The organism is Rhizobium sp. NXC24 (assembly GCF_002944315.1).
Taxonomy (GTDB): Bacteria; Pseudomonadota; Alphaproteobacteria; order Rhizobiales; family Rhizobiaceae; genus Rhizobium.
This window is the reverse complement of record NZ_CP024311.1, coordinates 907,581-931,161: the sequence shown is the minus strand read 5'-3', so window position 1 is coordinate 931,161 and position 23,581 is coordinate 907,581. Positions and strand designations below refer to the sequence as shown.

Genomic DNA, 23,581 nt, shown 5'->3' with positions numbered 1-23,581 from the left:
GTGCCGCCTCTTTATGTGATACGCCACGGTCAGACGGACTGGAATGCCGAGCGCCGGTTGCAGGGACAGAAGGATATCGATCTCAACGCCATCGGTCGCGCGCAGGCGCGGCAGAATGGTGTTGAGCTCGGCGAAATCCTCACCTTTGAAAACCAGCCTTTCGACTTTGTCGCAAGTCCGCTCAGGCGCACCCGCGAAACCATGGAAATCGCGCGCGAAGCCATGGGCCTGCCACCCAAGGACTATCGCACGGACGAACGGCTGGTCGAAGTCTCTTTCGGTGCCTGGGAAGGTTTCACCCTCAAGGAGCTGAAGGCGACCGAGGCCGAACGTCTTGCCGAGCGCAACGCCGGCAAGTGGGACTTCATCCCGCCCGGCGATGATGCAGAGAGCTACGAAATCCTCTCCTGGCGCGTCGGCTCCTGGCTGACTTCGGTCGATCGGCCGACCGTCTGCGTCACCCATGGCGGCGTCATCCGCTCGCTGTTCCGGTTGATCGCCGATGTCTCGAAAGAAGATGCCGCTGAAGCGGAAATCCCGCAGGATCGTATCTTGAAGGTCGATACGCAGATGAACATCATCGGCTGGATCTAAAGCCGCCTGCTAAAGGAATAATCCCCGTTCCCTACTGCACGATATCGAGATCGTTGATGACGCGCTTGCCGTCGACCTCGGTATAAAAGACGACCACTTTGACGCCGGCCTTTAGACCCGTGAAATCGAAATCCTGCGGCGCCTGATAATTCTTGCCGTCGTCCAGCGTAATGCTGAAATTCTTCTCATCGACCTTCTTGATCGTGGCCTCGACATCAGCGCTTTCGGCAAAGCCGGCGACGGGGGCGAGGAGACTTGCCGTGGCCAGGAGCGTCGCAACAAAGAAGCGCATCGGGAGTACCCTTTTGATTCATTATCAGTGCTAAATTTGATTGTTCCAAGGTAACGCTTTGAATATGGCGGAAGTTGCCCGCAACAATGGCTTTCGTCGCCTAATTGATGAATGTGTTTTCACGATCCACAGCATGGATTAATCTTCGTTTACCATATCGAGCGTTTGCGGGTTCTCGCCGTGCGGGATCCATCACGGAAAGAAAGATTTGCCTCGGCAGCTTTTTGGCCTATGAGTGTGCCGCAATTCCAAGAGACAAAGGCGCGGCCGCCGCCGGGCCACAGTAATCCGGTCGTTTCCCATGTCGCACAATACATTCGGTCATCTCTTCCGCGTCACCACCTGGGGCGAAAGCCACGGGCCGGCGCTTGGCTGCGTCGTCGACGGCTGCCCCCCGGGGCTCCGTTTCAAGCTTGAGGACATTCAGGTCTGGCTCGACAAGCGCAAGCCGGGACAGTCGCGCTTCGTGACGCAGCGCCGCGAAGATGATCTCGTCAAGGTACTGTCCGGCGTGATGCTGGATGAAGACGGCGAGACGATGATTTCGACGGGCACGCCGATCTCGATGCTGATCGAAAACACCGACCAGCGTTCCAAGGATTACGGCGAGATCGCGCGGCGTTATCGCCCCGGCCATGCCGACTATACCTATGACGTCAAATACGGCATTCGCGACTATCGCGGTGGCGGCCGTTCGTCGGCCCGCGAGACCGCGGCGCGTGTCGCCGCCGGCGGTATTGCCCGCCTCGTCGTGCCCGGCGTTACCGTGCGCGGCGCGCTGGTACAAATCGGAAAGCACAAGATAAATCGCGCCAATTGGGACTGGGCACAGGTCGATCAGAACCCGTTCTTCTCGCCGGATCCGGAAATCGTGCCGGTCTGGGAGGAATATCTCGACGGCATCCGCAAGGCCGGCTCCTCGATCGGCGCCGTTGTCGAAGTCATTGCCGAAGGCGTGCCCGCCGGTCTTGGCGCACCGATCTACAGCAAGCTCGATCAGGATATCGCCTCGCTGCTGATGTCGATCAACGCCGTCAAGGGCGTCGAGATCGGCAATGGCTTTGCTGCTGCCGAAATGAGCGGCGAGGAAAACGCCGACGAAATGCGCATGGGCAATGACGGCAACCGCATCTTCCTATCCAACCATGCCGGCGGCATATTGGGCGGCATTTCCACCGGCGAGCCGGTCATCGCCCGCTTCGCCATCAAGCCGACCTCGTCGATCCTGACCGAGCGCCGATCGATCGATGCCGACGGCAACAATGTCGATGTCCGCACCAAGGGCCGCCATGACCCTTGCGTCGGCATTCGCGCCGTGCCGATCGGCGAGGCGATGGTTGCCTGCGCCATAGCCGATCATTACCTTAGGGATCGCGGCCAGACCGGCCGGCTGAAATAAGGACGTTTTCATGCCCTATGATCAGAAGCGCGTGGTGGAAGCCCTCCGAGCCTTCGAGGCCGGCGAGATCGTCGTCGTCATGGACGATAACGACCGCGAGAATGAAGGCGACCTGATCGTTGCCGCCGTCCATTGCACGCCCGAGAAGATGGCCTTCATCGTCCGCCATACGTCGGGGATCGTCTGCACGCCGATGCCGCGCGAGGAGGCCAAGCGCCTGAACCTCAATGCCATGGTGGCGGAAAACGATTCCGCGCATACAACCGCATTTACCGTTTCCGTCGACTTCAAGCACGGCACGACGACGGGCATTTCCGCCGACGACCGCACGCTGACGGTGCGCAATCTCGCCAATCCGAATGTCGGCCCGACCGATTTCCTCCGACCCGGCCATATCTTCCCGCTGGTCTCGCGGGAAGGTGGGGTGCTGATGCGCTCTGGCCATACGGAAGCCGCCGTAGACCTCTGCAAGCTCGCCGGCCTGCCGCCGATCGGCGTCATCAGCGAGCTCGTCAATGACGACGGCACGGTGACGCGCGGCCAGCAGGTGGTGGAATTTGCCGAGCGGAACGAGCTGAAGCTCATCTCCGTCGCCGACCTCATCGCCTATCGCCAGCGCAAGGAAACGCTGATCGAACTCGGCGCCAGCTTCGATATCGAAACGCCGTTCGGCAAGGCGCGCGCTCACACCTATTCGCTACCCTGGGACCCGATGCAGCATCTCGCAGTCGTCTTTGGCGACATCCGCGACGGCATCGACATTCCGGTGCGCCTGCATCCGGAAAATGTGGCCGAAGACCTGTTCGGAAAGCGCCGTCCGGTCGATTTCTACATGAAGAAGATCGCTGATGAAGGCCGCGGCATCATCGTTTATCTCCGCGAAGGTTCCGTTGGCGTCGGCCATATCGACAATGGTCGCAAATCCCGCCAGGCCGGCCACGAGACCCATGCCGAGGCCCAGGCCCGCGACAGCGAATGGCTGGAAATCGGCCTCGGCGCGCAGATTCTGAAAGATCTCGGCGTCAGCTCGATCAAACTGCTCACCAGCCGCGAACGGCACTATGTCGGCCTGGAAGGGTTCGGCATCGAGATCGCCCGGACGGAGATTTGCTGATCTTGTTAATGGGTCAGCATTCTTGAATAACCGTAGTCAGCTATCTCCAAGTCAGGCCGAACACGCGAAGCCAATTGTCATAGGCGAATTTTCGCAGGGTCAACTCATCGAATTCATTTTTGCGCATGGCGTCTATGAGATGTGGCAGGCCGCTTGCATCCTTGATTTGGCGGGGCATGACCGCGCCATCAAAATCTGATCCGAGAGCGACCCTATCCGCTCCGACGCGACCTATGAGATAGTCGAAATGACGAACAACAAGGTCGAGAGGCGTGTCGTCTTCAAGGTGGCCATCGGGGCGAATGTCGTTGACGGCCAGGTTCAATCCGATGACCCCGTCAGTATCGCGAATGGCATCTAACTGCCGATCGGTTAGGTTTCGGGTCGATGGGCATAGGGCGTGAGCGCAGGCATGCGTGGCGACAAGCGGAGCGGTGCTCAGGGCGGCCACGTCCCAAAACCCACGCTCGTTCAGATGGGAAACATCGATCATTATTCCGAGAGCATTGCATCTTTTGACCAGGCTCTTGCCTAAATCCGTAAGCCCCGGCCCAGTATCGGGAGACCTCGGATAAGCGAACGGGACGCCATAGCCAAAAATATTCGGACGGCTCCAAACGATGCCGAGAGATCGGAGGCCCGCGTCATATAGGGCATCCAGATATCCGAAATCAGGGCCGATGGCCTCTGCCCCCTCTATATGAAGCACGACGGCAAAGGCGGCGTCCATCTGGGCAGTCCGAATATCATTCACGCTTGTGGCGAGGCGGATCTGGCCGTTGGAGCGTTCGATCAAACCCCTCATCGCGGAAAGCTGGCCATCGATTTGTCCACGGGCATAGTCCGGATGGACGGCATCGGCATAACGAACTTCGTATCCATCACGAGTGATAGTAAGGTCATCCACCGGCTCGTGTTCTGGAGAGGCATGCATTGCAAACAATCCGCCAGCCAAGCGGCCTTCACGCGCTCGCGGAAGATCAAGATGCCCCATCTCCGATCGGACCATAAAATCCCGGCCGGTAGATTTATAATCCACCATGAACTGAACCGCATCATTATGCCCATCGAATACATAAATGCTGCTCATGTGATCTCTGCCCCAAGGTTCAAGTGCAGTTTGGCCTACGCAGTCCTCTCGGAAACCAGCGGGAAATCAGGACGGAAGAACAGGCAATTTATCCCCGCCACCCCTCCAGAAACACCACCTTCTCCACCCCGGCAAAACGCGCCACCCGCTCCAATTCCGCTTCCAACTTTTCCAGCCGTCCGGCGGATGCCCGGACACTTGGTTCCAGCCACAGGCGTTTGACGTCCAGCGTGCCCGCCTTGCGGTCGGCTTTCATATCGATCCGGCCGATCAGCCGGTCTCCTTCCAGGAGCGGGAAAACGTAATAGCCATATTCACGCTTCGGCTCCGGCACGAAGACCTCGATCCGGTAGAAGAAGCCGAACAGGCGTTCGGTGCGGTTGCGGTCGCGTATCGTCGGATCGAAGGGGCTGAGGACGCGCATCCGGGCGGGAGCTTCGGGGAAGCTGTCGAGCGTAGCTGGGAAATCGGCAAAGCCGAAGGAAGGGCGCGGTTTGCCGTCCATGGCGGGCTCGATCAATATTTCGGCGAGTTCCGCGCGATGCGTGTCGACCCAGGTCTTCGCTTCCTGCGGCGTCACCAAGTCCCAGAAGGCGGCGATTTCGCCTGACGTGGCAAACCCAAGGCGTTGCAAAGCGCTGCGGCAAGCCCAGTCGACGAATTCGTCGTGGCCGACTTCGGGCGTGTGGAAATTTTCCGGCAGTACGCGCTCGACGAGATCGTAGACCTTTTGGAAATTGGTGCGGCCGGCGATGGCGAATTTGCCGGTACGCCAGAAATATTCGAGCGCGGTCTTGTTCGGATGCCAGTTCCACCAGCCGCCGGAGGTATGGTTCTCGTCCTTGATCTCACGGGCGGTAATGGCGCCGTTTTTCAGGACGCGCTCGTAGGTCTCCTCGAAGGCGGCTTCGAACCCCTCGCCCCGCCATTTGCGCCAGCGCTCGACGATCGCCAGCTCCTCGCGGCGAAACCGGTGCTTCCAATAGACGAAGAAGGCGCTGGGCAGGATGGAGGCATCATGCGTCCAGTTTTCGAACAGCGCGCCGTCCTTTTCGAGCAGTTCCGTCAGATGTTCGCGCCGATAGGTCTGGTTGCGGGAAAACAGAATCTGGTGATGCGCCCGCTCGACCGTCGAGATGCTATCGACCTGCACGAAGCCGATATCGTGGATCAACTGCAGCAGCCCGGCCTTGGTCAGGGCACGGTTCGGCGGATTGGAAAGCCCCTGCTTGGCGAGGAAGACGCGGCGGGCATCTCGGTTTGAAAGCAGATTCGTCATGCTCAGATCATAGGCATTAATTCCCATGCTTTCAAACGGCGTTGATTTGATAATTCGTTATGATGGGCTATAGGACCGCGATATCACGATGGAACAGGGCCAGCAGCTTGGATATCCGTTTCGACAATGCCGGCGTCAATTTCGGCCCGCGGCTTGCGCTTTCGCCGCTCAGCTTGACGCTGAGCGAGCGGCGCGTCGGTGTGATCGGGCTCAACGGTTCCGGCAAGACGACATTTGCGCGGCTGATCAACGGGCTTGCCAAGCCTACGACCGGCCGGGTCACCGTCAATGGGCTCGACACCGTGACCGACGCCAAGTCCGTGCTCGGCAAGGTCGGCTATATCTTCCAGTCGCCGCAGAATCAGATCATCCTGCCGATCATCCGCGACGATATCGCCTTCGGCCTCAAGGCGCGCGGCCTCGGCAAGAGCGAGATCGAGGCGGCGGTGGACGGCATTCTCGACCGGTTCAGCGTCCGCCATCTGGCGGAGCGGCGCGCACATGAACTTTCCGGCGGCGAGCTGCAGATGGCCGCTCTCTGCTCCGTGCTCGTCACCGGACCCGACATCCTCATTCTCGACGAACCGACCAATCAGCTCGACCTCCGGAACAGGGCGCTGGTTCAGGAAACCATTGCCGGGCTGCCGGAACATGTCATCGTCATCAGCCATGACCTGCCACTGATAGAGGATTTCGATCGGGTGCTGCTGTTCGATCAAGGTCGATTAATCGCGGATGCGCCACCGACGGAGGCAATCGCCCGCTACAGGGAGTTGGCTGCCTGATGCAGACGCTGCACGTCGACGCCAGTACCTGGATGCACCGGCTGACGCCGCGTCTGAAGCTTGGCGCGCTGGCGGCCCTCGGCATCCTGTTGTTCCTGACGGACAACCTCGCACTGCTTGGCCTCGCCGTTGCCATCGGCGCCCTCCTCTATTTCAGCACTGGCTTGCCCGTGAGCGAAGCGTTGAAACGGCTGCGGCCGGTCGTTCTCACCATTATCGTCGTGGCGCTGTTCAGCCTGATCTTCAATCCCGTCCATGTCGCTGCTGTCACCGTGTTGCGGCTGACCGCGCTCACGCTTTTCGCGGCCGTGGTGACGGCGACGACGTCGATCGCTGCTTTCATTGACGAGATCACGGCGCTTGCCGTGCCATTGGAAAAGGTCGGCCTCCTGAAGGCGGCCGATATCGGTCTTTCGGTCGGCCTCGTCGTGCGCTTCGTTCCGGAAATTCTCGACCGTTACCGTGCCATCCGCGAGGCGCATGAAGCTCGCGGGATCAAAATCCGCATGACAACAGCGCTGGTGCCGCTGATCATCCTGACGCTGCGCGATGCCGATAATATCGCAGCCGCGATTGACGCCAGGGGCATTCGGCGGCATTGAAAAGACACTGTTTTCGACTGGAGCCGTCATGACCACCCGCGACCTCGTTCTCTCCGCGCTTTTTGCCGCCATCATCGTAGCGCTCGGCCTGCTGCCGCCGATCTCGATCGGCATCATTCCGGTGCCGATCACGGCACAGTCGCTCGGCGTGATGCTTGCGGGCGTGGTGCTCGGCGCAAAGCGCGGCGCCGTCGCGGTGTTGATCGTCGTCGTGCTGGTGGCGATCGGCCTGCCGGTGCTGTCGGGCGGCCGCGGCGGCCTTGCCGTCTTCGCCGGTCCGACGGCCGGTTTCTTCATCGGCTGGATCTTCGCCGCCTATGTCACCGGCTATCTCTCCGAGCGGCTGGTGAAGGCCGAGCAAACGGCCCTTGCCCAGGGCATCGGCTTCTTCATCGCTTCAGTGATCGGCGGCGTCGTGGTTCTCTACGCCTTCGGCATTGCCTGGCTCGCGATCGGGGCCAATCTCGGCTTCACCAACGCGTTCAAGGGGTCGATGGGCTTCGTTCCGGGTGACCTCGTCAAAGCTGTCGTCGCCGCCCTCGTCGGCCGCGCCGTCATGGTTGGCTACCCCCTGCTGCCGCAGCGAAGCTGAGCCAAAAGTCAATCGAGGTATTTGTAGAGCCAGTCGCGGGTATCTTCCGGAAGCGGCACAGGATCGTGTTCCTCGCCGCGCACGGCGAGCCAGAGAATTTCCACCTCCGCCGCCACCTCATTGCCGGTTTCGACCAGGACCATGAAGCCGATCGACTTGCCGCCGATCTTGTTGACGCTGACCGAAAAGCGGGCGAGATCGTCATAACGCAGCGCCCGGTGCAGCGCGCACGAAGCCTTAGTGGCGATGTAGACCGGCTCGTCGCTCACCAGCGGCCGGGCGCGCCAAAAATTCGACAGCGCCGTTTCCGCCTGGGAGATGTAGGAGGCGATGAACATCTGCCCTTGCCTGTCGACATCGCGAGGCGGTACCCGCATTTCGATGACATCGGATCGTTCTAGACTCATCATAACGCAAAACCCTGGCCGACGGCTCGCACCTTAATGAAAGCTTAACATCGCGCCTCAAGAAGTAAACGGTTGGTAGCCCAACGTGGTTAAGATGGATTGTTGACATTATGGTGATACTGCCCATGTCCGGTAGCAGATGTCATATCCCGTCTGTAGATTGGTTTCATGAGCACACGTCTTTACGAGCACCCGATTTTTCTGGAACATCTTACCCCCCCGGGTCATCCGGAGAGGCCTGACCGGTTGCGGTCTTTGAATATCGCGCTGGAGCATCCGAACTTCGAGCGACTGGACCGGCGCCAGGCGCCAATCGCCAATGAAGACGCCGTGTTGCTTGCCCATCCGGAAGAGCACCTCACCTTTGTGATGCGCTCGATCCCCGACGGGGGTGACGAGGACGAGATCAACCAGCTCGAAGCCGACACCTATGCCAGCCCGAAGACGCTGCAGGCGATCCTGCGTGGCGTCGGCGGCGCAATGGCGGCAGTCGACGACGTATTCTCCGGCGCGGCCGACAACGTCTTTGTCGCGGCCCGCCCCCCTGGCCACCACGCAGAGAAGTCCAAGGCCATGGGCTTCTGCTTCTTCAACAACGTGGCAATCGCCGCCCGCCATGCGCAGAAGGCCCATGGAGCCGAGCGCGTCGCCATCGTTGACTGGGACGTGCATCACGGCAACGGCACGCAGGACATCTTCTGGGACGATCCCTCGGTGCTCTTCTGCTCCACGCATCAAATGCCGCTTTACCCCGGCACCGGCAAGAAGGACGAGCGCGGCACGCATAATACCATCGTCAACGCGCCGCTTTCGCCCAATACCGGCGGCGACCATTTCCGCGAGGCCTTCAAATCGCGCGTGCTGCCGGCACTCGACGATTTTCGCCCCGACCTCATCCTCATCTCGGCCGGCTTCGATGCCCATCATCGCGATCCCCTGGCACAATTGAATCTCACCGGCGAGGATTTCGACTGGGCGACCGGGCGCATTCTGGAAGCCGCCGACCGCAGCGCCAAGAACCGGGTCGTCAGCCTGCTCGAAGGCGGCTATGATCTGGAAGGCCTCGCCGAATCGGCAGGCCTGCATATTCTGCGCATGATGAAGGGTTGATGATGAGCGAAAGCGCCAAAGTGGATGTGTCCGGCTATTCCTTTGAAAAGGCTGTGGCGGAGCTCGAAAGCATCGTCGCGCGGCTGGAACGCGGCGACGTCGCGCTCGACGAATCCATCGCCATCTATGAGCGCGGCGAAGCGCTGAAGAAGCATTGCGAGGCTCTGCTCTCGGCAGCGGAGAACCGCATCGAGAAGATCAGGCTCGACCGCGCCGGCAAGCCCCAAGGCACGGAGCCGCTGGACGGACAGTGAGGCCCGCGCGCGCAAGATTTGAGTTTCCGACCTATTGCCGTTAGGTTGGCTTTCAACCGAATGGAGCGCTCGTCATGTCCTTCTTCCCTGGAAAAGATCCGCTGCCCGGCGATGCCTTCGCCTGCGACGCGATCGAGCATCTCATCATTCCCCGCACCAGCGATCTCGGCGGCTTCTTCGTCCGTCGTGCGCTTCCGAGCAGCCGGCGGCGGCTAGTGGGACCGTTCATCTTTTTCGACCGCATGGGTCCCGCAGTGCTGCGGCCGGGCGAAGCACTGGATGTCAGGCCGCATCCGCATATCGGCCTCTCGACCGTCACCTATCTTTTCGACGGCGAAATCCGTCATAGGGACAGCCTCGGGACGGAAAAGGTCATTCGCCCCGGCGATATCAACCTGATGACAGCCGGGCGCGGTATCGTGCATTCCGAGCGCACGCCAGACAATCTGCGCGGCCATCCGCTGGCGATGTCCGGCCTGCAGACGTGGCTAGCCCTGCCGGACGACAAGGAAGAGATCGATCCGGCCTTTACCCATACCGAAAAGAGCGACATGCCGCTGATCGACGACGGCGGAGCGACGGGCCGCGTGGTCATCGGCAGCTTCGAGGGCGTGACCTCGCCGGTCAAAGTCTTTTCCGACACGCTCTATGTCGATCTTCAGCTTCAGCCCGGCGCAAAGTTTCCGTTCGGCGCCGGGCATGAGGAACGTGCGGTCTATATTCTCTCCGGCTCGCTCATTGTTGCGGGCGACCGTTTCGAACAGGATCAACTCCTTGTCTTCCGCCCCGGCGATGCGATTGCCCTGGAGGCGGCTGAAAAAGGCTGTCATTTGATGCTTTTTGGTGGTGCGGCACTCAATTCAAAGCGCTATATCTGGTGGAATTTCGTGTCTTCTTCTAAGGAACGCATCGAAAAAGCCAAGGAAGAATGGCGCACCGGCCGTTTCGATATCGTGCCGGGAGACGAGGAAGAGTTTATTCCTTTGCCGGAAAGCTAACGAGTTCATAACAATGCCAAATGTTTCTTGTTCAGGCACTCCTTGAATTCGTCGCCTTTTGTCGCAATCTTTTTTGAGATAAAGGCGGGCCGCTGCCCAAGAATAGTAAGAAAGAGGCTTCAGCCTTGACACATATGCCAGAGACGCCCCTGCTGGACCAGGTCCACTATCCTTCCGACCTGCGAAAGCTGGAGGACCGGGATTTGCCGCAACTCGCCCGCGAGCTCCGCGACGAGATGATCGATGCGGTATCGCGCACGGGTGGACATCTTGGCGCCGGCCTCGGCGTCGTGGAACTCACCATCGCCATCCACAATGTCTTCGACACGCCGAACGACCGTCTGATTTTCGACGTTGGTCATCAATGTTATCCGCACAAGATCCTGACCGGCCGGCGCGACCGCATCCGCACGCTGCGCCAGGAGGACGGACTTTCCGGCTTCACCCGCCGCGCAGAGAGCGAATATGATCCCTTCGGCGCAGCGCATTCCTCCACATCGATTTCCGCCGGTCTCGGCATGGCGGTCGCCGCCGAACTCGACAATACCGACCGCCGCGTCATTGCCGTCATTGGCGACGGCGCGATGTCGGCCGGCATGGCCTATGAGGCACTGAACAATGCCGGCGCGCTCGACGCGCGGCTGATCGTCATTCTCAACGACAACGACATGTCGATTGCCCCGCCGACCGGAGCCATGAGCGCCTATCTCGCGCGCCTCGCCTCCGGCCGCACCTATATGGGCTTTCGTGATTTCGGCAAGAAGCTCACCGCCTATCTGGGCAAGAATGTCGACCGCGCCATTACCCGCGCCGTCGAACATGCGCGGGGCTATGTCACCGGCGGGACGATGTTCGAGGAGATGGGTTTCTACCACATCGGCCCGATCGACGGTCACTCCTTCGACCATCTTCTTCCGGTCCTGCGCAATGTGCGGGACCATGCTCAGGGCCCGGTGCTGATCCATGTCGTGACGCAAAAGGGCAAGGGCTATCCCCCTGCCGAAGCGGCGGCGGACAAATATCACGGCGTCAACAAGTTCGACGTCATCACCGGCGCGCAAGCCAAGGTGAAGCCGAATGCACCGAGCTATACCAGCGTCTTCGCCGATGCGCTCGTGCAGGAAGCGATGCTGGACGAAAAGATCGTCGGCATCACCGCCGCCATGCCGAACGGCACCGGTCTCGACAAGCTGCAGGAATTTTTCCCGGCCCGCTGTTTCGACGTCGGTATTGCCGAGCAGCATGCCGTCACGTTTGCGGCCGGCCTGGCCGCCGAGGGTTTTAAGCCCTTCGCGGCGCTCTATTCGACCTTCCTGCAGCGCGCCTATGACCAAGTGGTGCACGATGTCGCGATCCAGGGGCTACCAGTGCGCTTCCCGATCGACCGCGCCGGCTTCGTCGGCGCCGACGGGCCGACGCATGCCGGCTCCTTCGACACGGCCTTTCTCGCCAGCCTGCCCGGCTTCGTGGTCATGGCCGCCGCCGACGAGGCGGAGCTGAAGCATATGGTGCGCACGGCTGCTGCCTACGATCTTGGCCCGATCTCCTTCCGCTATCCGCGCGGCGAAGGCGTTGGCGTCGATTTGCCGGAACGCGGCGAAATTCTTCAGATCGGCAAGGGCCGCATCGTCAAGCAGGGTTCGAAAGTGGCGCTGCTATCCTTTGGCACCCGGCTCGCCGACAGCCTTGCCGCCGCCGAAGATCTCGATGCGGCCGGACTGCCGACAACGGTTGCCGATGCTCGTTTCGCCAAACCGCTCGACCACGATCTGATCCGCCAGCTTGCCAGCCATCATGAGGTGCTGATCACCATCGAGGAAGGCTCGGTCGGCGGCTTCGGCAGCCAGGTCATGCAATTCCTCGCCACGGAAGGCCTGCTCGACAATGGTTTGAAGATCCGCACGCTGGTCATGCCCGACATCTGGATGGAGCAAGCCAAGCCCGAAGTCATGAATGCCAAAGCCGGTCTCGACCGGGCCGGCATCGTGCAGACGGTGTTCAAGGCGCTGGGCCGCAGCCGGATTATCGAGGTCGTCGGGTAAATCCGGCTTGGCCCGCCATCGATCTACCGTTTGTTCGGATGTCGATCTTCCGGCACTTTAACAGGCGCGCCCTGAGGCGTGGTCGCCCTGTGGGCGAAGCGCGTTGATTTGAATGTGGAAAGGTCGCTGGCTTTGCCTCCACGGCATCTAGTCCGCTTTTGCTGATTAGAATTGAGTGCGGCGTGCTTCGTCTCTTCGCCCTGCGGCAATCAGTCATCTAACTGTCATGAACAAAGCGGAACTTGCAGCAATGCAGGAACGGGCATGTTCGCGTTTTTAAGAGCGATCATGCATCGACTGCTGTCGTTAGCTGCCATCGAGAAGCGGAGAGAACCTTGAACAATTCAGACAAAGAGCACCAGTATTCCGACTGGCTTGAAGCGGAACTGGCCGATACGCTAGACGAAGACTATGAGTTGGAACTCTCGGAACCGGCTCTTTCCGAAGAGATCCGAAAGATTTACCAGAAGGCACATCCGGCTGCGATGCCGCGTATCGACTACTTCCGCACCCTGCTGTCGCTACAGGCCGAACTGATCAAGCTCCAGGATTGGGTGACCTATCACAAGGAGAAGGTCGTCGTGATCTTCGAGGGCCGAGACTCGGCGGGCAAAGGCGGGGCAATCAAGAGGATCACCCAAAGGCTCAACCCGCGCGTTGCCAGGGTCGTGGCGCTGCCAGCGCCATCCGACCGCGAAAAGTCCCAATGGTATTTCCAGCGCTATGTGCCCCATCTGCCGGCGGGCGGCGAGATCGTTCTCTTCGACCGGTCCTGGTACAATCGCTCCGGTGTCGAGCGTGTGATGGGCTTTGCGACGGAAGATCAGGTCGAACAGTTCTTTCACGACGTACCCGAGTTCGAACGCATGCTGGTTCGCTCCGGGATTCGGCTTGTCAAATACTGGTTTTCGATCACCGACGAGGAGCAGCAGCTTCGCTTCCTCGTGCGCATCCACGATCCCTTGAAGCAGTGGAAGCTCTCGCCGATGGATCTGCAGTCCCGCGTGCGGTGGGAAGCCTATACGAAGGCGAAAGAAGAAACCTTCGCGCGCACGAACATTCCGGAAGCGCCCTGGCACATCGTCGAAGGCAATGACAAGAAGCGCGCCCGCCTGAACTGCATCGACCATCTGCTCAGGCAGATTCCCTATGAGGACGTGCCTCACGAGGACATCACCCTGCCGGAGCGCGTCTTCAACCCCAACTATGAGCGCAAGGTGCTGCCGCCGGAGCTTTACGTTCCGTCCAAGTACTAGGGAACGCTTTCGCGGTAGCACTGGCCAAGGGTCATAGCCACCCTCGGCAGCTACCGCTAACTGATATCTGTCTCGCCTCGAAACAGGCGAGACAGATCTCCCCGACCTCCGATGCCCGTCAGAAAGAGCATCAGAGGTTCGGCGTCATCAAGACGCCAGCCTCAGAACTCCTCCCACTCATCCTGGGCAACAGCCGCCGCGGTGGCCTTGCCGCCAAACGCCTTGGCAACCGTGCGGCCCAATGCCCTCGCAGGCGAAGCAGCCGGTCGTGACTGGGCGGTAACGGCCGCAGGACGTTTGGATTCGCGGGGCATGTCACTCAGACGGAACTGGTGCAGGAGCTCATTGAGGGAGGCTGCCTCGCGGGCGAGTGCATGGCTCGCCGCCGTCTGTTCCTCGACCATGGCGGCATTCTGCTGCGTGCCCTGGTCCATATTGTTGACGGCAGTGTTGATTTCCTGCAAGCCGGTCGACTGTTCGCGGGTGGCGATGACGATGGCGCCGACGTGGCGGTTGATCTCCTGCACTTCGGAAACGATCAGTTCCAGCGCCTTGCCGGTTTCGCCGACCAGCGACACGCCGGTGTTGACCTGATCGCTCGAGGTGGTGATCAGTGCCTTGATCTCCTTGGCGGCGCTGGCGGAACGCTGGGCCAGCTCGCGGACTTCCTGGGCGACGACCGCGAAACCCTTGCCGGCATCACCGGCGCGGGCAGCTTCGACACCGGCATTCAGAGCCAGGAGGTTGGTCTGGAAGGCGATATCATCGATGACGCTGATGATGTTGCTGATCTCACCCGAGGACTTTTCGATCTGCTGCATGGCGGAGACCGCCTTGCGCACGACATCGCCGGACTTCTCAGCGCCCTGACGGGCACGTTCGACGAGATGGCCGACATCTTCAGCGCGCTTGGCGGAATCGCGAACCGTCGTCGTCACCTCTTCGAGGGCTGCTGCGGTCTCTTCGACGGCGGCCGCCTGCTGCTCGGTGCGGCGGGCAAGATCGTCGGCGGCCGAACGAATTTCGCCGGCACCGGCATTGATCGCCGAAGCATTGTGGCCGACCGACTGCAGGGCGGCTTCCAGCTTTTCGACGGCATTGTTGAAGTCGACGCGGACGCCGTCGAGCTGCGGTGCGAAGGTACGCTCGAGGCGCGCGGCGACATTGCCGGAGGCCAGGGCGGCAAGCCCGCCGGCCAACGCCTCCATCGCGAAGCGGATCTCGCCCTCTTCCCGCGCCTTCTGCTCGTCGTTCATCTGACGTTGACGCTCGGCATCGCCGCGCATGCGGTCGGTCTCGCCGGCAAGACGCAGTTTCTCGATCGCCGCTTCCTTGAAGACGACGACGGCGTCAGCCATGCGGCCGACTTCATCGCCCCGGCCGATGGCCGGCACGTCGATATTATGCTCACCGCCGGCAAGGCGGGCCATGGCGGCAGTCATGCCGACGATCGGGCGAACGATGGTGCGTGCGAGCAGCCAGGCAAGCACGGCTGCGGCCAGCGAGGCAATGATACCGCCGGCAATCAATGTCAGACGCAGTTCGCTGTTGGCATCATCCTGGATGGCCGACTGGGCATCTGCCTTGGCGCGGGCAGCCTGTTTGATCTTGGCTGCAGCCTCACGGAAACCGTCGAGCTGACCCTTCGTCTCGTTCTGGCCGATCTTGACGATCTGGTCGAGCGGCATCTCGGTTTCCTTGCGCGCCTTCATCTGCGGCTCGGCGAGCTGATGGAAATAGAGATCCGCGGCCTTCTGCATGCCGTCGATCGCGGCAAGCAGGTCCGGCTCGTCGGCGGCAACCGTCTTGGCGGCCGCCATGCTCTTCAGCATGCGATCGCGATTGGTGCCAACGTCGCCATAGGTGCTATTGCTGCGCAGCAGCAGGAAGCCGCGCAAGTTGACCGCCTGTTCCAGCATGGCCTGCAGGGAATCGTCGATCAGATTGACGAGCTGCTGTGACTTGACCTGTTCGGCGGCGGCCGCGGTCGATATTTCTTCCTTGGCGTAAACGAATGCGGAAACGCAGGCGAAGATAGCGATAAGTGCGGCAAAGGTGATGGCGAGTTTGCCATTCAAGGAAAGGTTCTTCGCAAACATGGGCAAGCGCCTCCTGAGCGCCGGTCCTGGCGAACATCGACGAACCCGCTGGGAGAGCGCAGCCGGATGCTCCAAAATTCTGGGAAGAGGCATGATTGGGCGCGAGAGGCGCGGAGCCGTCATGGCAGGCGATTATCCCCGAAAAGGACAATCGCAATCGCATGCATAACTAGATGCTACAGCTTTAAAATTATTTAACTCTGCTCAGTGCAAGAGGCGCAACAATACTCTAATTCTGAGATCCGGCATTGAGGATCAGAATATCGAGATCGTGCTCAGGAGAAAAATCCTCTGCGGTCATCTGAAAACTCGTGGGGCCGATCTTCTTGACACCGCTGCCGCAGAAGCTGACGTAGTTATCCGGGCTGCCCTTATCGACCGTTAGCTGGAAATGCTTGATCGGACCGGACCAGTTGGCGCCCGTGCTCAAAACGTAGGAAATCCAGCTTTCGGTATAGGCGCGGCCGCCCTTGTCGGAGGCTGCGGATAGTTTGGTAGCGGTTTTAAGGAAAGCGTCGTCCACGCAATATTTGGTCTGATAGATCTTGAGCTGCTCCTTCTCGTAGTCCTCGTTGCCAGCAAAGGTGATGGCGACCGTGCCGCCGACACTCGGCTTATAGCGGTGCTGCACACTGATTTTGGCGCGGGCCGGAAATTTGGTGCGCCACCAATAGGTCGTGTGCAGGATCCACATCGGCGTCGGGTGATGCTTCATGCCCTGGCCGTCACTGTCGTATTCGTCATCGGCAATGAGACCGCGCGCCTTCCAGTCCTGGAGCACATCAGGCGGCAGCTTCGCAACCGCGTTGAACGCGGCTGCGCCGAGCGGTCGCAGCGGAATATTGTGCGCCTTCAGCTCGGCCGTCAGATCGATACCGGAGACTGTCACGCTCTGCTGCAAAGTCGGCGTGATCGGTTTGCCGTCCTGCGTGACGGTGAAATCGAGGAAATTGTCGGCATCGGCGTCCTCGATGGCGACCGTGCTGTCGAGGACGCCCTCGATATCCGGCATGGGGAAGGCGACGACGCTTTCGACATCCTTATCCGATGTGTTCTCAAAGAGGTAATCGACCTTCACCTCCGTCGGAGAAATGAAGAGCTTTTCGTCATCCATGCTGATATCGCCGGTGCGGACATAAGCGAGGCCGCCGGTCTTCAGCTCCGCCATGCTATCGTTCGCCAGGGCCGGCGTGGCAAGCATCGCCAGAGCCGTCGCATAGCCGCAAATCCCGCGCATCCGAGCCCCCATCTACTGCCGGTTTGCGGCGATTATGGCGAGATACCGCATAGCGTCAACGCCGACATTGGCCGCCATCAACACAAAACGCTTGCAACGCAGACCATTGCCCGGCATGGACAGCCCATGTCCGAACCGCAACGCCTCGACCAGCTTCTCGTCTCCCTCTCGCTTTTCGCCAGCCGCTCGCGGGCGCGCGACGCCATTCAGCGCGGCACGGTGACGGTTGACGGCAAAGTAGTGAGCAAGCCGGGCGCATTGTTTACCGAAGATGCGGAGATCGCGATCGACGATCCCGCTCAGGATTACGTTTCGCGGGCCGCGCTGAAGCTGGTGGCCGCGCTGGATCATTTCCAACTCGATCCGAAGGGGCAGCACTGTCTCGACGTCGGCGCCTCGACCGGCGGTTTCACCGAAGTGCTGCTGCAGCGGGGTGCGGCGCATGTCACCGCTATCGATGTCGGCCATGGGCAGGTGCATCCGCGCATATCAGCCGATCCGCGCGTGACCAATATCGAGGGACTGAACGCCCGCTATCTGACGGCCGAAGACATTGGCGAGCCCGTAACCTTCATCGCCTCCGACGTTTCCTTCATCTCGCTGAAGCTGGCGCTGGCACCGGCCCTCGGGCTTGCCGAGCCGGGCTCGCGTTGCGCGTTGCTGGTGAAGCCGCAATTCGAGGCCGGACGCGAGGCGATCGGCAAGGCCGGTCTGTTGAAGGACCCCTCCTCCGCGCCAACGGTTGCGGCGGAGCTGGAACGCTGGCTCATCGAGGACATGGGCTGGCGTAGCCTCGGCCTCATCCCCTCGCCGATCGCGGGTGGCGACGGCAATCAGGAATTTCTTCTCGCAGGGATCAAGCCATGAGCACCGAAACCGTGACCATCCAGAAGCTCGGCGCCCAGGGCGACGGCATTGCGCAAGGCGCCGACGGGCCGATCTACGTACCCTTCACGCTGCCCGGCGAGACCGTTGCCATCGCGCGGGTGAAGAGCCATGGAACGTTGATGTCGATCGCGGCGGCCTCGCCCGAACGGCAGGAGCCACACTGTCGGCATTTCGGCCCCGACGGCGTCAATGGCACCTGCGGCGGCTGTACGCTGCAGCACTATGCCGATGCGCCCTATCGCGCCTTCAAGCGCCAGCTCGTGATCGATGCATTGCGCTCCAAAGGGCTGACGCCAGAGGTGGACGAGCTCATCGCCGCCCATCCGGGCGAGCGCCGGCGCGTGGTCTTTGCCGCACGCAAGACCGAGAAGGACATGCTGATCGGCTTCAATCAGGCCGAAAGCCACCATATCGTCGCCGTTCAGGAGTGTCCGATCGCCTCGGCCGGGATCATGTCGCGACTGCCGGCGATCAGGGCTGTCGGCGCGGCTCTCGCTGTCAGCGCGGAAGCATTTCGCATCTCCGTCCTGGAGACGCTCTCCGGCCTCGATATCGCTGTCGATGAGGTCAAGAAACTCTCCGACAAACAGCGGCGCAGCGCCATCGAAACCGTGCTTGCCCTTCGCGGTATCGCCCGCGTCTCCCTGAACGGCGAGATCCTGGTTGAGCCGATGAAGCCGATGGTCGATTTCGGTGGCGTGCAGGTTTCGCCGCCGCCGGGCGCCTTCACCCAGGCGACAAAGCCGGCCGAAGAGGCTATGGCCGAGCTGGTTGCTGCCCATGTCGGCAAGGCGAAGCGCATCGCCGATCTCTTCGCCGGCAGCGGCACATTCTCGCTGCGTCTGGCGCGCATCGGCCGCGTGCATGCCGTCGAAGGCGAAGACAAGCCTTTGGCTGCCCTCGACTACGCAGCGCGCAACACGCAGGGGCTGAAACCCGTAACCATCGAACGCCGCGACCTTTTCCGCCGGCCGCTGATGGCGCAGGAACTGAAAGCCTACGACGCCGTCGTCTTCGATCCGCCGCGCGCCGGTGCGGAGTTCCAGAGCAAGGAACTGGCTCGCTCCGCCGTCAAAAAAATCGTCGCCGTCTCCTGCAACCCGCTGACGCTCGCGCGCGATCTGGCCCTGCTGGTCGAAAGCGGCTACCGCATCACAAGGGTCACGCCGATCGACCAATTCCTGTGGAGCTCACACGTTGAAGTGGTGGCGGCGCTGGAGAAGTGACGACACGAGCTTGGGGCCGACCCTCGTGGTTCGAGACCGCCCTGCGGGCCTCCTCACCATGAGGGCGGAGTGAGATCGCATAGTCTTCATCTCAACCTTCTCTTTCTTCGACAAAATCGGAACGAGTTTGGGATTCTGTGCCGAGTTTTGGAAGGCCAGGAAAGATTAGCCCTCATGGTGAGGCGGGAGCGAAGCGACCCTCGAACCACGAGGGCGGATGAGGGAAAAGAATTGATCATTCAGTACACTTAATGGTAGAGAAATTCATCCCTGCTTGAAAGCTCGTCATGGAAGCTACCGTCTACATCCTTCGCTGCAGTGATGGCTCCTATTATACCGGTCTCACCAAACAGGAGATCGAAGCGCGGGTATGGGAGCACAATGCGGGCATCTACGATGGCTATACCGCCAAACGCCGGCCGGTCGAATTGGTGTTTCATGAAGTCTATGATCGGATCATCGATGCGATTGCGCGAGAACGACAGATCAAGGGTTGGTCGCGCCGGAAGAAGGAAGCCTTGATTGCCTTGAATTACGAAGCCTTACCTGCCTTGTCGCGACGGGGACCCGCAACGAAATAGCGATAACGTCAACTCTCCGGGCCACCTCGCCCTTCGAGGGTCGCTGCGCTCCCGCCTCAGGGTGAGGCGGAGAGAGTGCTATGGTCGCGGCAAAGCCAGAAAATGGCTTCTCTTCTGGATCGGCGAGTTCCTCTGCAACACAGAGGCAGGTCATAGTCAAATCCACAGTTCTCGGCCGAAAGCAGGTAAGGTTTTCGGGGGACGCTATGAGAAACAGATGCGATCGGAGCAGCCTCGTGGTTAAGCGAGCAGATCAGCCCTCACCCTGAGGCGGGAGCGCAGCGACCCTCGAAGGGCGAGGGCGGGTGAGAGAAAGAATATCTCTCACCGCTTCATGAACGCCTCAAACGCCGCCCGAGCCTCCGCGCTCTTCAACTGCGCCGCAAAGTGCCTTGCCTCTTCGTCGATGCGGGCGAGAACGTCTTCGGCCGAGCCGCGTATCAGGTCACGCGCGATCCGCAGTGCTTCGGGTGGCTTGGCCGCAAGTTTGGCGGCGAGTGCCAGGGTTTCGGCTTCCAATGCCTCCGGCGTGGTGACCTTCCAGATCAGACCGGCATCCTTTGCTTCCGGGGCGGAAAAGCCCTCGCCGAGGGCGAGCAGAGCGAAGGCGCGCTGATGGCCCATGACCCGCGGCGCAATCAGGCTGGAGGCGGCTTCGGGGACAAGGGCGAGATCGACGAAAGGCGTCTTGAACAGGCTGCGGTCGGAGGCGATCGTCAGGTCGCAATGGAGATGGATCGTCGCGCCGATGCCGATCGCCAGGCCGTCGACACCAGAGATGACGGGCTTCTTCGCCGTGGCCAGCACGCCCAGGAAGTCCAGCACCTCGCGGCCCATGCTGCCGCTCATGGCGAAGGCGAGGAAATCGGCAAGATCATTGCCGGCGGAAAAGCAGCCTTCGCTGCCAAGGAAGGCGGTGACGCGGATATCCGAGGCCTCATCCGCTGCCCGCAAAGCGTCGGTCATCGTCTGATACATGGCGCGGGTGAAGGCATTTTTCTTTTCCGGCCGGTTGAAGCGGATCACCTGCACATGGGGGGCAGTCTCAGGGCGTTCGATCAGGATGTGGTCGGTCAAGTGTATGTCCTTAAGCAAGAGCGATGCGCGCAGCTTCGAGGCTGGAAGCGCCGGCGACGATGCGATCGGTGAGTGCGGTGGTTTCGGCCAGCATGTTTTCCGCAGCGAAGCGGCAGAGAGCAATGCGCTTTTCCCCCTCGCCATCCGTAGCTTCCGCCAGAGCACCTTTGGCCAGATAGGAGCCTGTCAGCACAAGGCCGAAGAGCCGCTGATAGGGTGTGGCCCCCGCCAGTGCCTCCGCGATACGGCCCTCCGCCTGGCGCGCGAGAAGCCATTCGCTTGCCGCCTCGAGATCGGTGATGGCGGCATAGAGCCGTGTCGCCGTGTCGCCGAAACCGTCCAGATTGGATTTGGCAACGGTATCGGCAACCTCGCGTAGTTCGTGGGTGAAGCCACGCATATGATCACCATTGGTAATTGTCAGCTTACGTGTTACGAGATCGATCGCCTGGATGCCGTTCGTGCCTTCATAGATCGGCGCGATACGGGCGTCGCGCAGCAGGCGGGCCGCACCCGTCTCTTCGATAAAGCCCATACCGCCATGCACCTGGATGCCGAGCGAAGCGACATCGACGCCGGCATCGGTGGAAAAGGATTTGGCGATCGGCGTCAGCAGGGCGGCGCGCTCCTGCCAGTGCCGTGCTCTGCTGGGATCGCGATGCGACATGTCGATCGCCTCGGCGCAGGCATAGCAGATGGCGCGCGACCCCTGCGTCAGCGCCTTCATCGTCAGCAGCATGCGGGCGATATCGGGATGTTCGATGATCGGGCTCATGCCTGTCGCTGTCGTACCTGGAGCCCGCCCTTGCGTGCGCTCTTTTGCGTAAGCGATGGCTTTTTGTGTCGCGGCCTCGGCGATCGCCACACCCTGAATGCCGACGGCGAGCCGCGCATTATTCATCATCGTGAACATGCAGGCGAGGCCCTTGTTCTCTTCGCCGACGAGCCAGGCAACGGCCCCCTTCTCGGTTCCGTATTTGCCGTCGCCATAGATCATCGTGCAGGTGGGTGAGCCGTGGATGCCGAGTTTATGCTCCAGCGAATGGGCGAAATAATCGTTGCGCGCACCGAGCGAGCCGTCATCGTTGACCAGGAATTTCGGCACCAGGAACAGGGAGATACCGCGCGTGCCTACAGGCGCATCCGGAAGGCGCGCAAGCACGAAATGGACGATATTCTCCGCCGCCTCATGATCGCCCCAGGTGATGAAAATCTTCTGGCCGTATAGGCGATAGGTGCCGTCATCGCGGCGTTCGGCGCGGGTGCGCAGCGCCCCGACATCGGAGCCGGCATGCGGCTCTGTCAGATTCATCGTGCCGGCCCATTCGCCCGAAACGAGTTTTGCCAGATATTTGCGCTTAAGGTCCTCGCTGCCGTGAGCGATCAGCGCCTCGACCGCACCCATGGTCAGCGTCGGCGCGAGACCAAAGGCCATGGAAGCGGAATTCCACATTTCCAGCGCCGCAACGTTCAGCATATGCGGCAGGCCCTGGCCGCCGAACTCCTCCGGTGCCGTCAACCCGTTCCAACCGCCGGCAATCCAGTCGCGATAGAGCTTCTCCCAGCCATCGGGCAACACCACCTTGCCATCGATGAGTTTGGAGCCCTGCCTATCGCCGATCTCCGCCAGCGGTTCCATCACGTCCCCGGCAAAACGGCCGGCCTCGGTCAGAATGGCGTCGACGACATCGCCGCTGAGATCGCCGAGGCGCCCCTCCTCCATCGCTTGCCCCATGCCAGCGACATGCTTCAGCGTAAACGCGATTTCCTCGACCGGCGCCTTGTACATGGTGTCTTCCTCCGTGATGACGATGCCGACAGTCTACCTCACCCAAGCTATCGGCCGCATGATGTTTATAGCTAATTGATTTTTACGTAAACGTCAATTTTGGGCAGGCACCTCAATGTATCGAGACAAATCCGCATTCACTTCCCTGAATGATTTGTGCTAACAATTATCACCTTGGTTATACGCTGGAAGAGGAATGAACATGGCTAGCAGCGCAAATCTTGGCAAGCGGCTCGAAAGCTATGTGGATGAACTCGTAACAAGTGGACGTTACAACTCCCGCAGCGAAGTCCTGCGCGAAGGCGTTCGCTTGGTCGAAGAGCGAGAAAAACGCCTCGCTGCGCTCGATACCGCGATTGCACAAGGCCTTGCGGATGTTAAAGCAGGGCGAGTGGAGCCTCTTGAAGAGGTTGCTGCCAGACTGACTGCAAAATACGAAAATATGGCAAAAGACCGCCGCTCGTGATCGTCGTTTTCTCCGCCAGAGCTCAAGCCGATGTTGAACATATTGGCGACTACATTGCTCAGGATAATCCCCAACGCGCGGCAAGCTTCATCATGGAGCTTGTCAAGCGGTGTAGGCATCTAGCGGACATGCCGTACCGCTTTCCGCTGGTACCGCGCTATGAACACACAGGCGTCCGCCGCTTCCCGCATGGTGCCTATCTCGTTTTCTATCATGTCAGCGAAGACGCCGTAGAAATTCTGCATATCTTGAATGGCGCCCAGGATTTCGAAGCAATTTTGTTTCCCGAGACCTAAGTTACGTCGAAAACTAACTGGCGATCCTCCAATCGGCCTTGCCCCACCTGCGGCATATCCGCCTTCCTGCGCGATTGTCGCGCCATAGCCGGGACTTGCATAAACAAT

The 23,581-nt window shown here is 60.7% G+C and carries 24 protein-coding genes; 16 read left to right on the top strand and 8 right to left on the bottom strand.

Annotation, left to right across the window (positions count from 1 at the left end; translation table 11 throughout):
• On the top strand, nt 1–594 hold the full coding sequence (locus NXC24_RS04530; RefSeq protein WP_104822219.1) for a histidine phosphatase family protein: 594 nt from the start codon (nt 1–3) through the stop codon (nt 592–594).
• 31 nt (nt 595–625) lie between these two features.
• Here NXC24_RS04530 and NXC24_RS04525 read toward each other — a convergent pair whose 3' ends face one another.
• The gene (locus tag NXC24_RS04525; RefSeq protein WP_104822218.1) at nt 626–886 is read right to left on the bottom strand and encodes a DUF1344 domain-containing protein; all 261 of its coding nucleotides are present in this window, start codon (nt 884–886) and stop codon (nt 626–628) included.
• A 301-nt stretch (nt 887–1,187) separates the two neighbouring features.
• Between NXC24_RS04525 and aroC the strand changes: the two genes are divergently transcribed.
• Nucleotides 1,188–2,285, top strand: coding sequence for a chorismate synthase (gene aroC / locus NXC24_RS04520; RefSeq protein ID WP_104822217.1), 1,098 nt, complete (start codon nt 1,188–1,190; stop codon nt 2,283–2,285).
• A 10-nt stretch (nt 2,286–2,295) separates the two neighbouring features.
• A complete protein-coding gene (gene ribB / locus NXC24_RS04515) occupies nt 2,296–3,399 on the top strand; it encodes a 3,4-dihydroxy-2-butanone-4-phosphate synthase (protein ID WP_104822216.1) in 1,104 nt (367 codons plus the stop codon).
• A 40-nt stretch (nt 3,400–3,439) separates the two neighbouring features.
• Here the strand turns inward: ribB and NXC24_RS04510 are convergent, their stop codons facing one another.
• Nucleotides 3,440–4,489 (bottom strand): dipeptidase, encoded by a 1,050-nt coding sequence (locus tag NXC24_RS04510; RefSeq protein WP_104822215.1) that lies wholly within the window; start codon nt 4,487–4,489, stop codon nt 3,440–3,442.
• Between the two features lie 88 nt (nt 4,490–4,577).
• A complete protein-coding gene (locus NXC24_RS04505) occupies nt 4,578–5,768 on the bottom strand; it encodes a winged helix-turn-helix domain-containing protein (RefSeq protein ID WP_104825004.1) in 1,191 nt (396 codons plus the stop codon).
• Nucleotides 5,769–5,875: 107 nt separating this feature from the next.
• On the opposite strand from NXC24_RS04505, the gene NXC24_RS04500 reads away from it, so the two are divergent.
• Genes NXC24_RS04500 through NXC24_RS04490 form a run of 3 tightly spaced genes read left to right on the top strand, consistent with a single transcriptional unit; the run spans nt 5,876 to nt 7,747 of the window.
• The gene (locus NXC24_RS04500; protein ID WP_104822214.1) at nt 5,876–6,553 is read left to right on the top strand and encodes an ABC transporter ATP-binding protein; all 678 of its coding nucleotides are present in this window, start codon (nt 5,876–5,878) and stop codon (nt 6,551–6,553) included.
• The gene (locus NXC24_RS04495; protein WP_104822213.1) at nt 6,553–7,155 is read left to right on the top strand and encodes an energy-coupling factor transporter transmembrane protein EcfT; all 603 of its coding nucleotides are present in this window, start codon (nt 6,553–6,555) and stop codon (nt 7,153–7,155) included. Before NXC24_RS04500 ends, NXC24_RS04495 begins: the two co-directional genes overlap by 1 nt.
• Before the next feature lie 28 nt (nt 7,156–7,183).
• On the top strand, nt 7,184–7,747 hold the full coding sequence (locus NXC24_RS04490; RefSeq protein WP_104822212.1) for a biotin transporter BioY: 564 nt from the start codon (nt 7,184–7,186) through the stop codon (nt 7,745–7,747).
• Nucleotides 7,748–7,755: 8 nt separating this feature from the next.
• On the opposite strand, the gene NXC24_RS04485 is transcribed toward NXC24_RS04490, so the two are convergent.
• A complete protein-coding gene (locus tag NXC24_RS04485; RefSeq protein WP_104822211.1) occupies nt 7,756–8,157 on the bottom strand; it encodes a thioesterase family protein in 402 nt (133 codons plus the stop codon).
• Between the two features lie 165 nt (nt 8,158–8,322).
• On the opposite strand from NXC24_RS04485, the gene NXC24_RS04480 reads away from it, so the two are divergent.
• The 5 genes from NXC24_RS04480 to ppk2 all read left to right on the top strand — a co-directional run bounded on the left by NXC24_RS04480 (nt 8,323) and on the right by ppk2 (nt 13,814).
• Entirely contained in the window at nt 8,323–9,264 is a 942-nt protein-coding gene (locus NXC24_RS04480) for a histone deacetylase family protein (RefSeq protein WP_104822210.1), read from the top strand.
• Between the two features lie 2 nt (nt 9,265–9,266).
• Nucleotides 9,267–9,518 (top strand): exodeoxyribonuclease VII small subunit, encoded by a 252-nt coding sequence (locus tag NXC24_RS04475; RefSeq protein ID WP_104825003.1) that lies wholly within the window; start codon nt 9,267–9,269, stop codon nt 9,516–9,518.
• A gap of 74 nt (nt 9,519–9,592) precedes the next feature.
• A complete protein-coding gene (locus NXC24_RS04470) occupies nt 9,593–10,516 on the top strand; it encodes a pirin family protein (protein WP_104822209.1) in 924 nt (307 codons plus the stop codon).
• A 125-nt stretch (nt 10,517–10,641) separates the two neighbouring features.
• On the top strand, nt 10,642–12,558 hold the full coding sequence (gene dxs, locus NXC24_RS04465; protein ID WP_104822208.1) for a 1-deoxy-D-xylulose-5-phosphate synthase: 1,917 nt from the start codon (nt 10,642–10,644) through the stop codon (nt 12,556–12,558).
• A 335-nt stretch (nt 12,559–12,893) separates the two neighbouring features.
• On the top strand, nt 12,894–13,814 hold the full coding sequence (gene ppk2 / locus NXC24_RS04460; protein ID WP_104822207.1) for a polyphosphate kinase 2: 921 nt from the start codon (nt 12,894–12,896) through the stop codon (nt 13,812–13,814).
• Between the two features lie 161 nt (nt 13,815–13,975).
• Here the strand turns inward: ppk2 and NXC24_RS04455 are convergent, their stop codons facing one another.
• On the bottom strand, nt 13,976–15,913 hold the full coding sequence (locus tag NXC24_RS04455) for a methyl-accepting chemotaxis protein (protein WP_104822206.1): 1,938 nt from the start codon (nt 15,911–15,913) through the stop codon (nt 13,976–13,978).
• Between the two features lie 229 nt (nt 15,914–16,142).
• A complete protein-coding gene (locus NXC24_RS04450) occupies nt 16,143–17,150 on the bottom strand; it encodes a DUF4424 domain-containing protein (RefSeq protein ID WP_104825002.1) in 1,008 nt (335 codons plus the stop codon).
• Between the two features lie 126 nt (nt 17,151–17,276).
• On the opposite strand from NXC24_RS04450, the gene NXC24_RS04445 reads away from it, so the two are divergent.
• From NXC24_RS04445 to NXC24_RS04435, 3 genes are all read left to right on the top strand, one after another.
• On the top strand, nt 17,277–18,017 hold the full coding sequence (locus tag NXC24_RS04445) for a TlyA family RNA methyltransferase (protein ID WP_104822205.1): 741 nt from the start codon (nt 17,277–17,279) through the stop codon (nt 18,015–18,017).
• The gene (locus NXC24_RS04440) at nt 18,014–19,264 is read left to right on the top strand and encodes a class I SAM-dependent RNA methyltransferase (RefSeq protein WP_104822204.1); all 1,251 of its coding nucleotides are present in this window, start codon (nt 18,014–18,016) and stop codon (nt 19,262–19,264) included. The genes NXC24_RS04445 and NXC24_RS04440 overlap by 4 nt, the downstream gene beginning before the upstream one ends.
• A 287-nt stretch (nt 19,265–19,551) precedes the next feature.
• Nucleotides 19,552–19,845: a GIY-YIG nuclease family protein gene (locus tag NXC24_RS04435; RefSeq protein WP_104822203.1), complete on the top strand. Its 294-nt coding sequence runs from the start codon at nt 19,552–19,554 to the stop codon at nt 19,843–19,845.
• Between the two features lie 324 nt (nt 19,846–20,169).
• Here the strand turns inward: NXC24_RS04435 and NXC24_RS04430 are convergent, their stop codons facing one another.
• Both NXC24_RS04430 and NXC24_RS04425 read right to left on the bottom strand, forming a co-directional pair.
• On the bottom strand, nt 20,170–20,922 hold the full coding sequence (locus tag NXC24_RS04430; RefSeq protein WP_104822202.1) for a crotonase/enoyl-CoA hydratase family protein: 753 nt from the start codon (nt 20,920–20,922) through the stop codon (nt 20,170–20,172).
• A 10-nt stretch (nt 20,923–20,932) separates the two neighbouring features.
• A complete protein-coding gene (locus NXC24_RS04425; RefSeq protein ID WP_104822201.1) occupies nt 20,933–22,711 on the bottom strand; it encodes an acyl-CoA dehydrogenase in 1,779 nt (592 codons plus the stop codon).
• 202 nt (nt 22,712–22,913) lie between these two features.
• On the opposite strand from NXC24_RS04425, the gene NXC24_RS04420 reads away from it, so the two are divergent.
• A complete protein-coding gene (locus NXC24_RS04420; protein ID WP_104825001.1) occupies nt 22,914–23,177 on the top strand; it encodes a type II toxin-antitoxin system ParD family antitoxin in 264 nt (87 codons plus the stop codon).
• A complete protein-coding gene (locus NXC24_RS04415; RefSeq protein ID WP_104822200.1) occupies nt 23,174–23,473 on the top strand; it encodes a type II toxin-antitoxin system RelE/ParE family toxin in 300 nt (99 codons plus the stop codon). Before NXC24_RS04420 ends, NXC24_RS04415 begins: the two co-directional genes overlap by 4 nt.
• Nucleotides 23,474–23,581 lie beyond the last annotated feature (108 nt).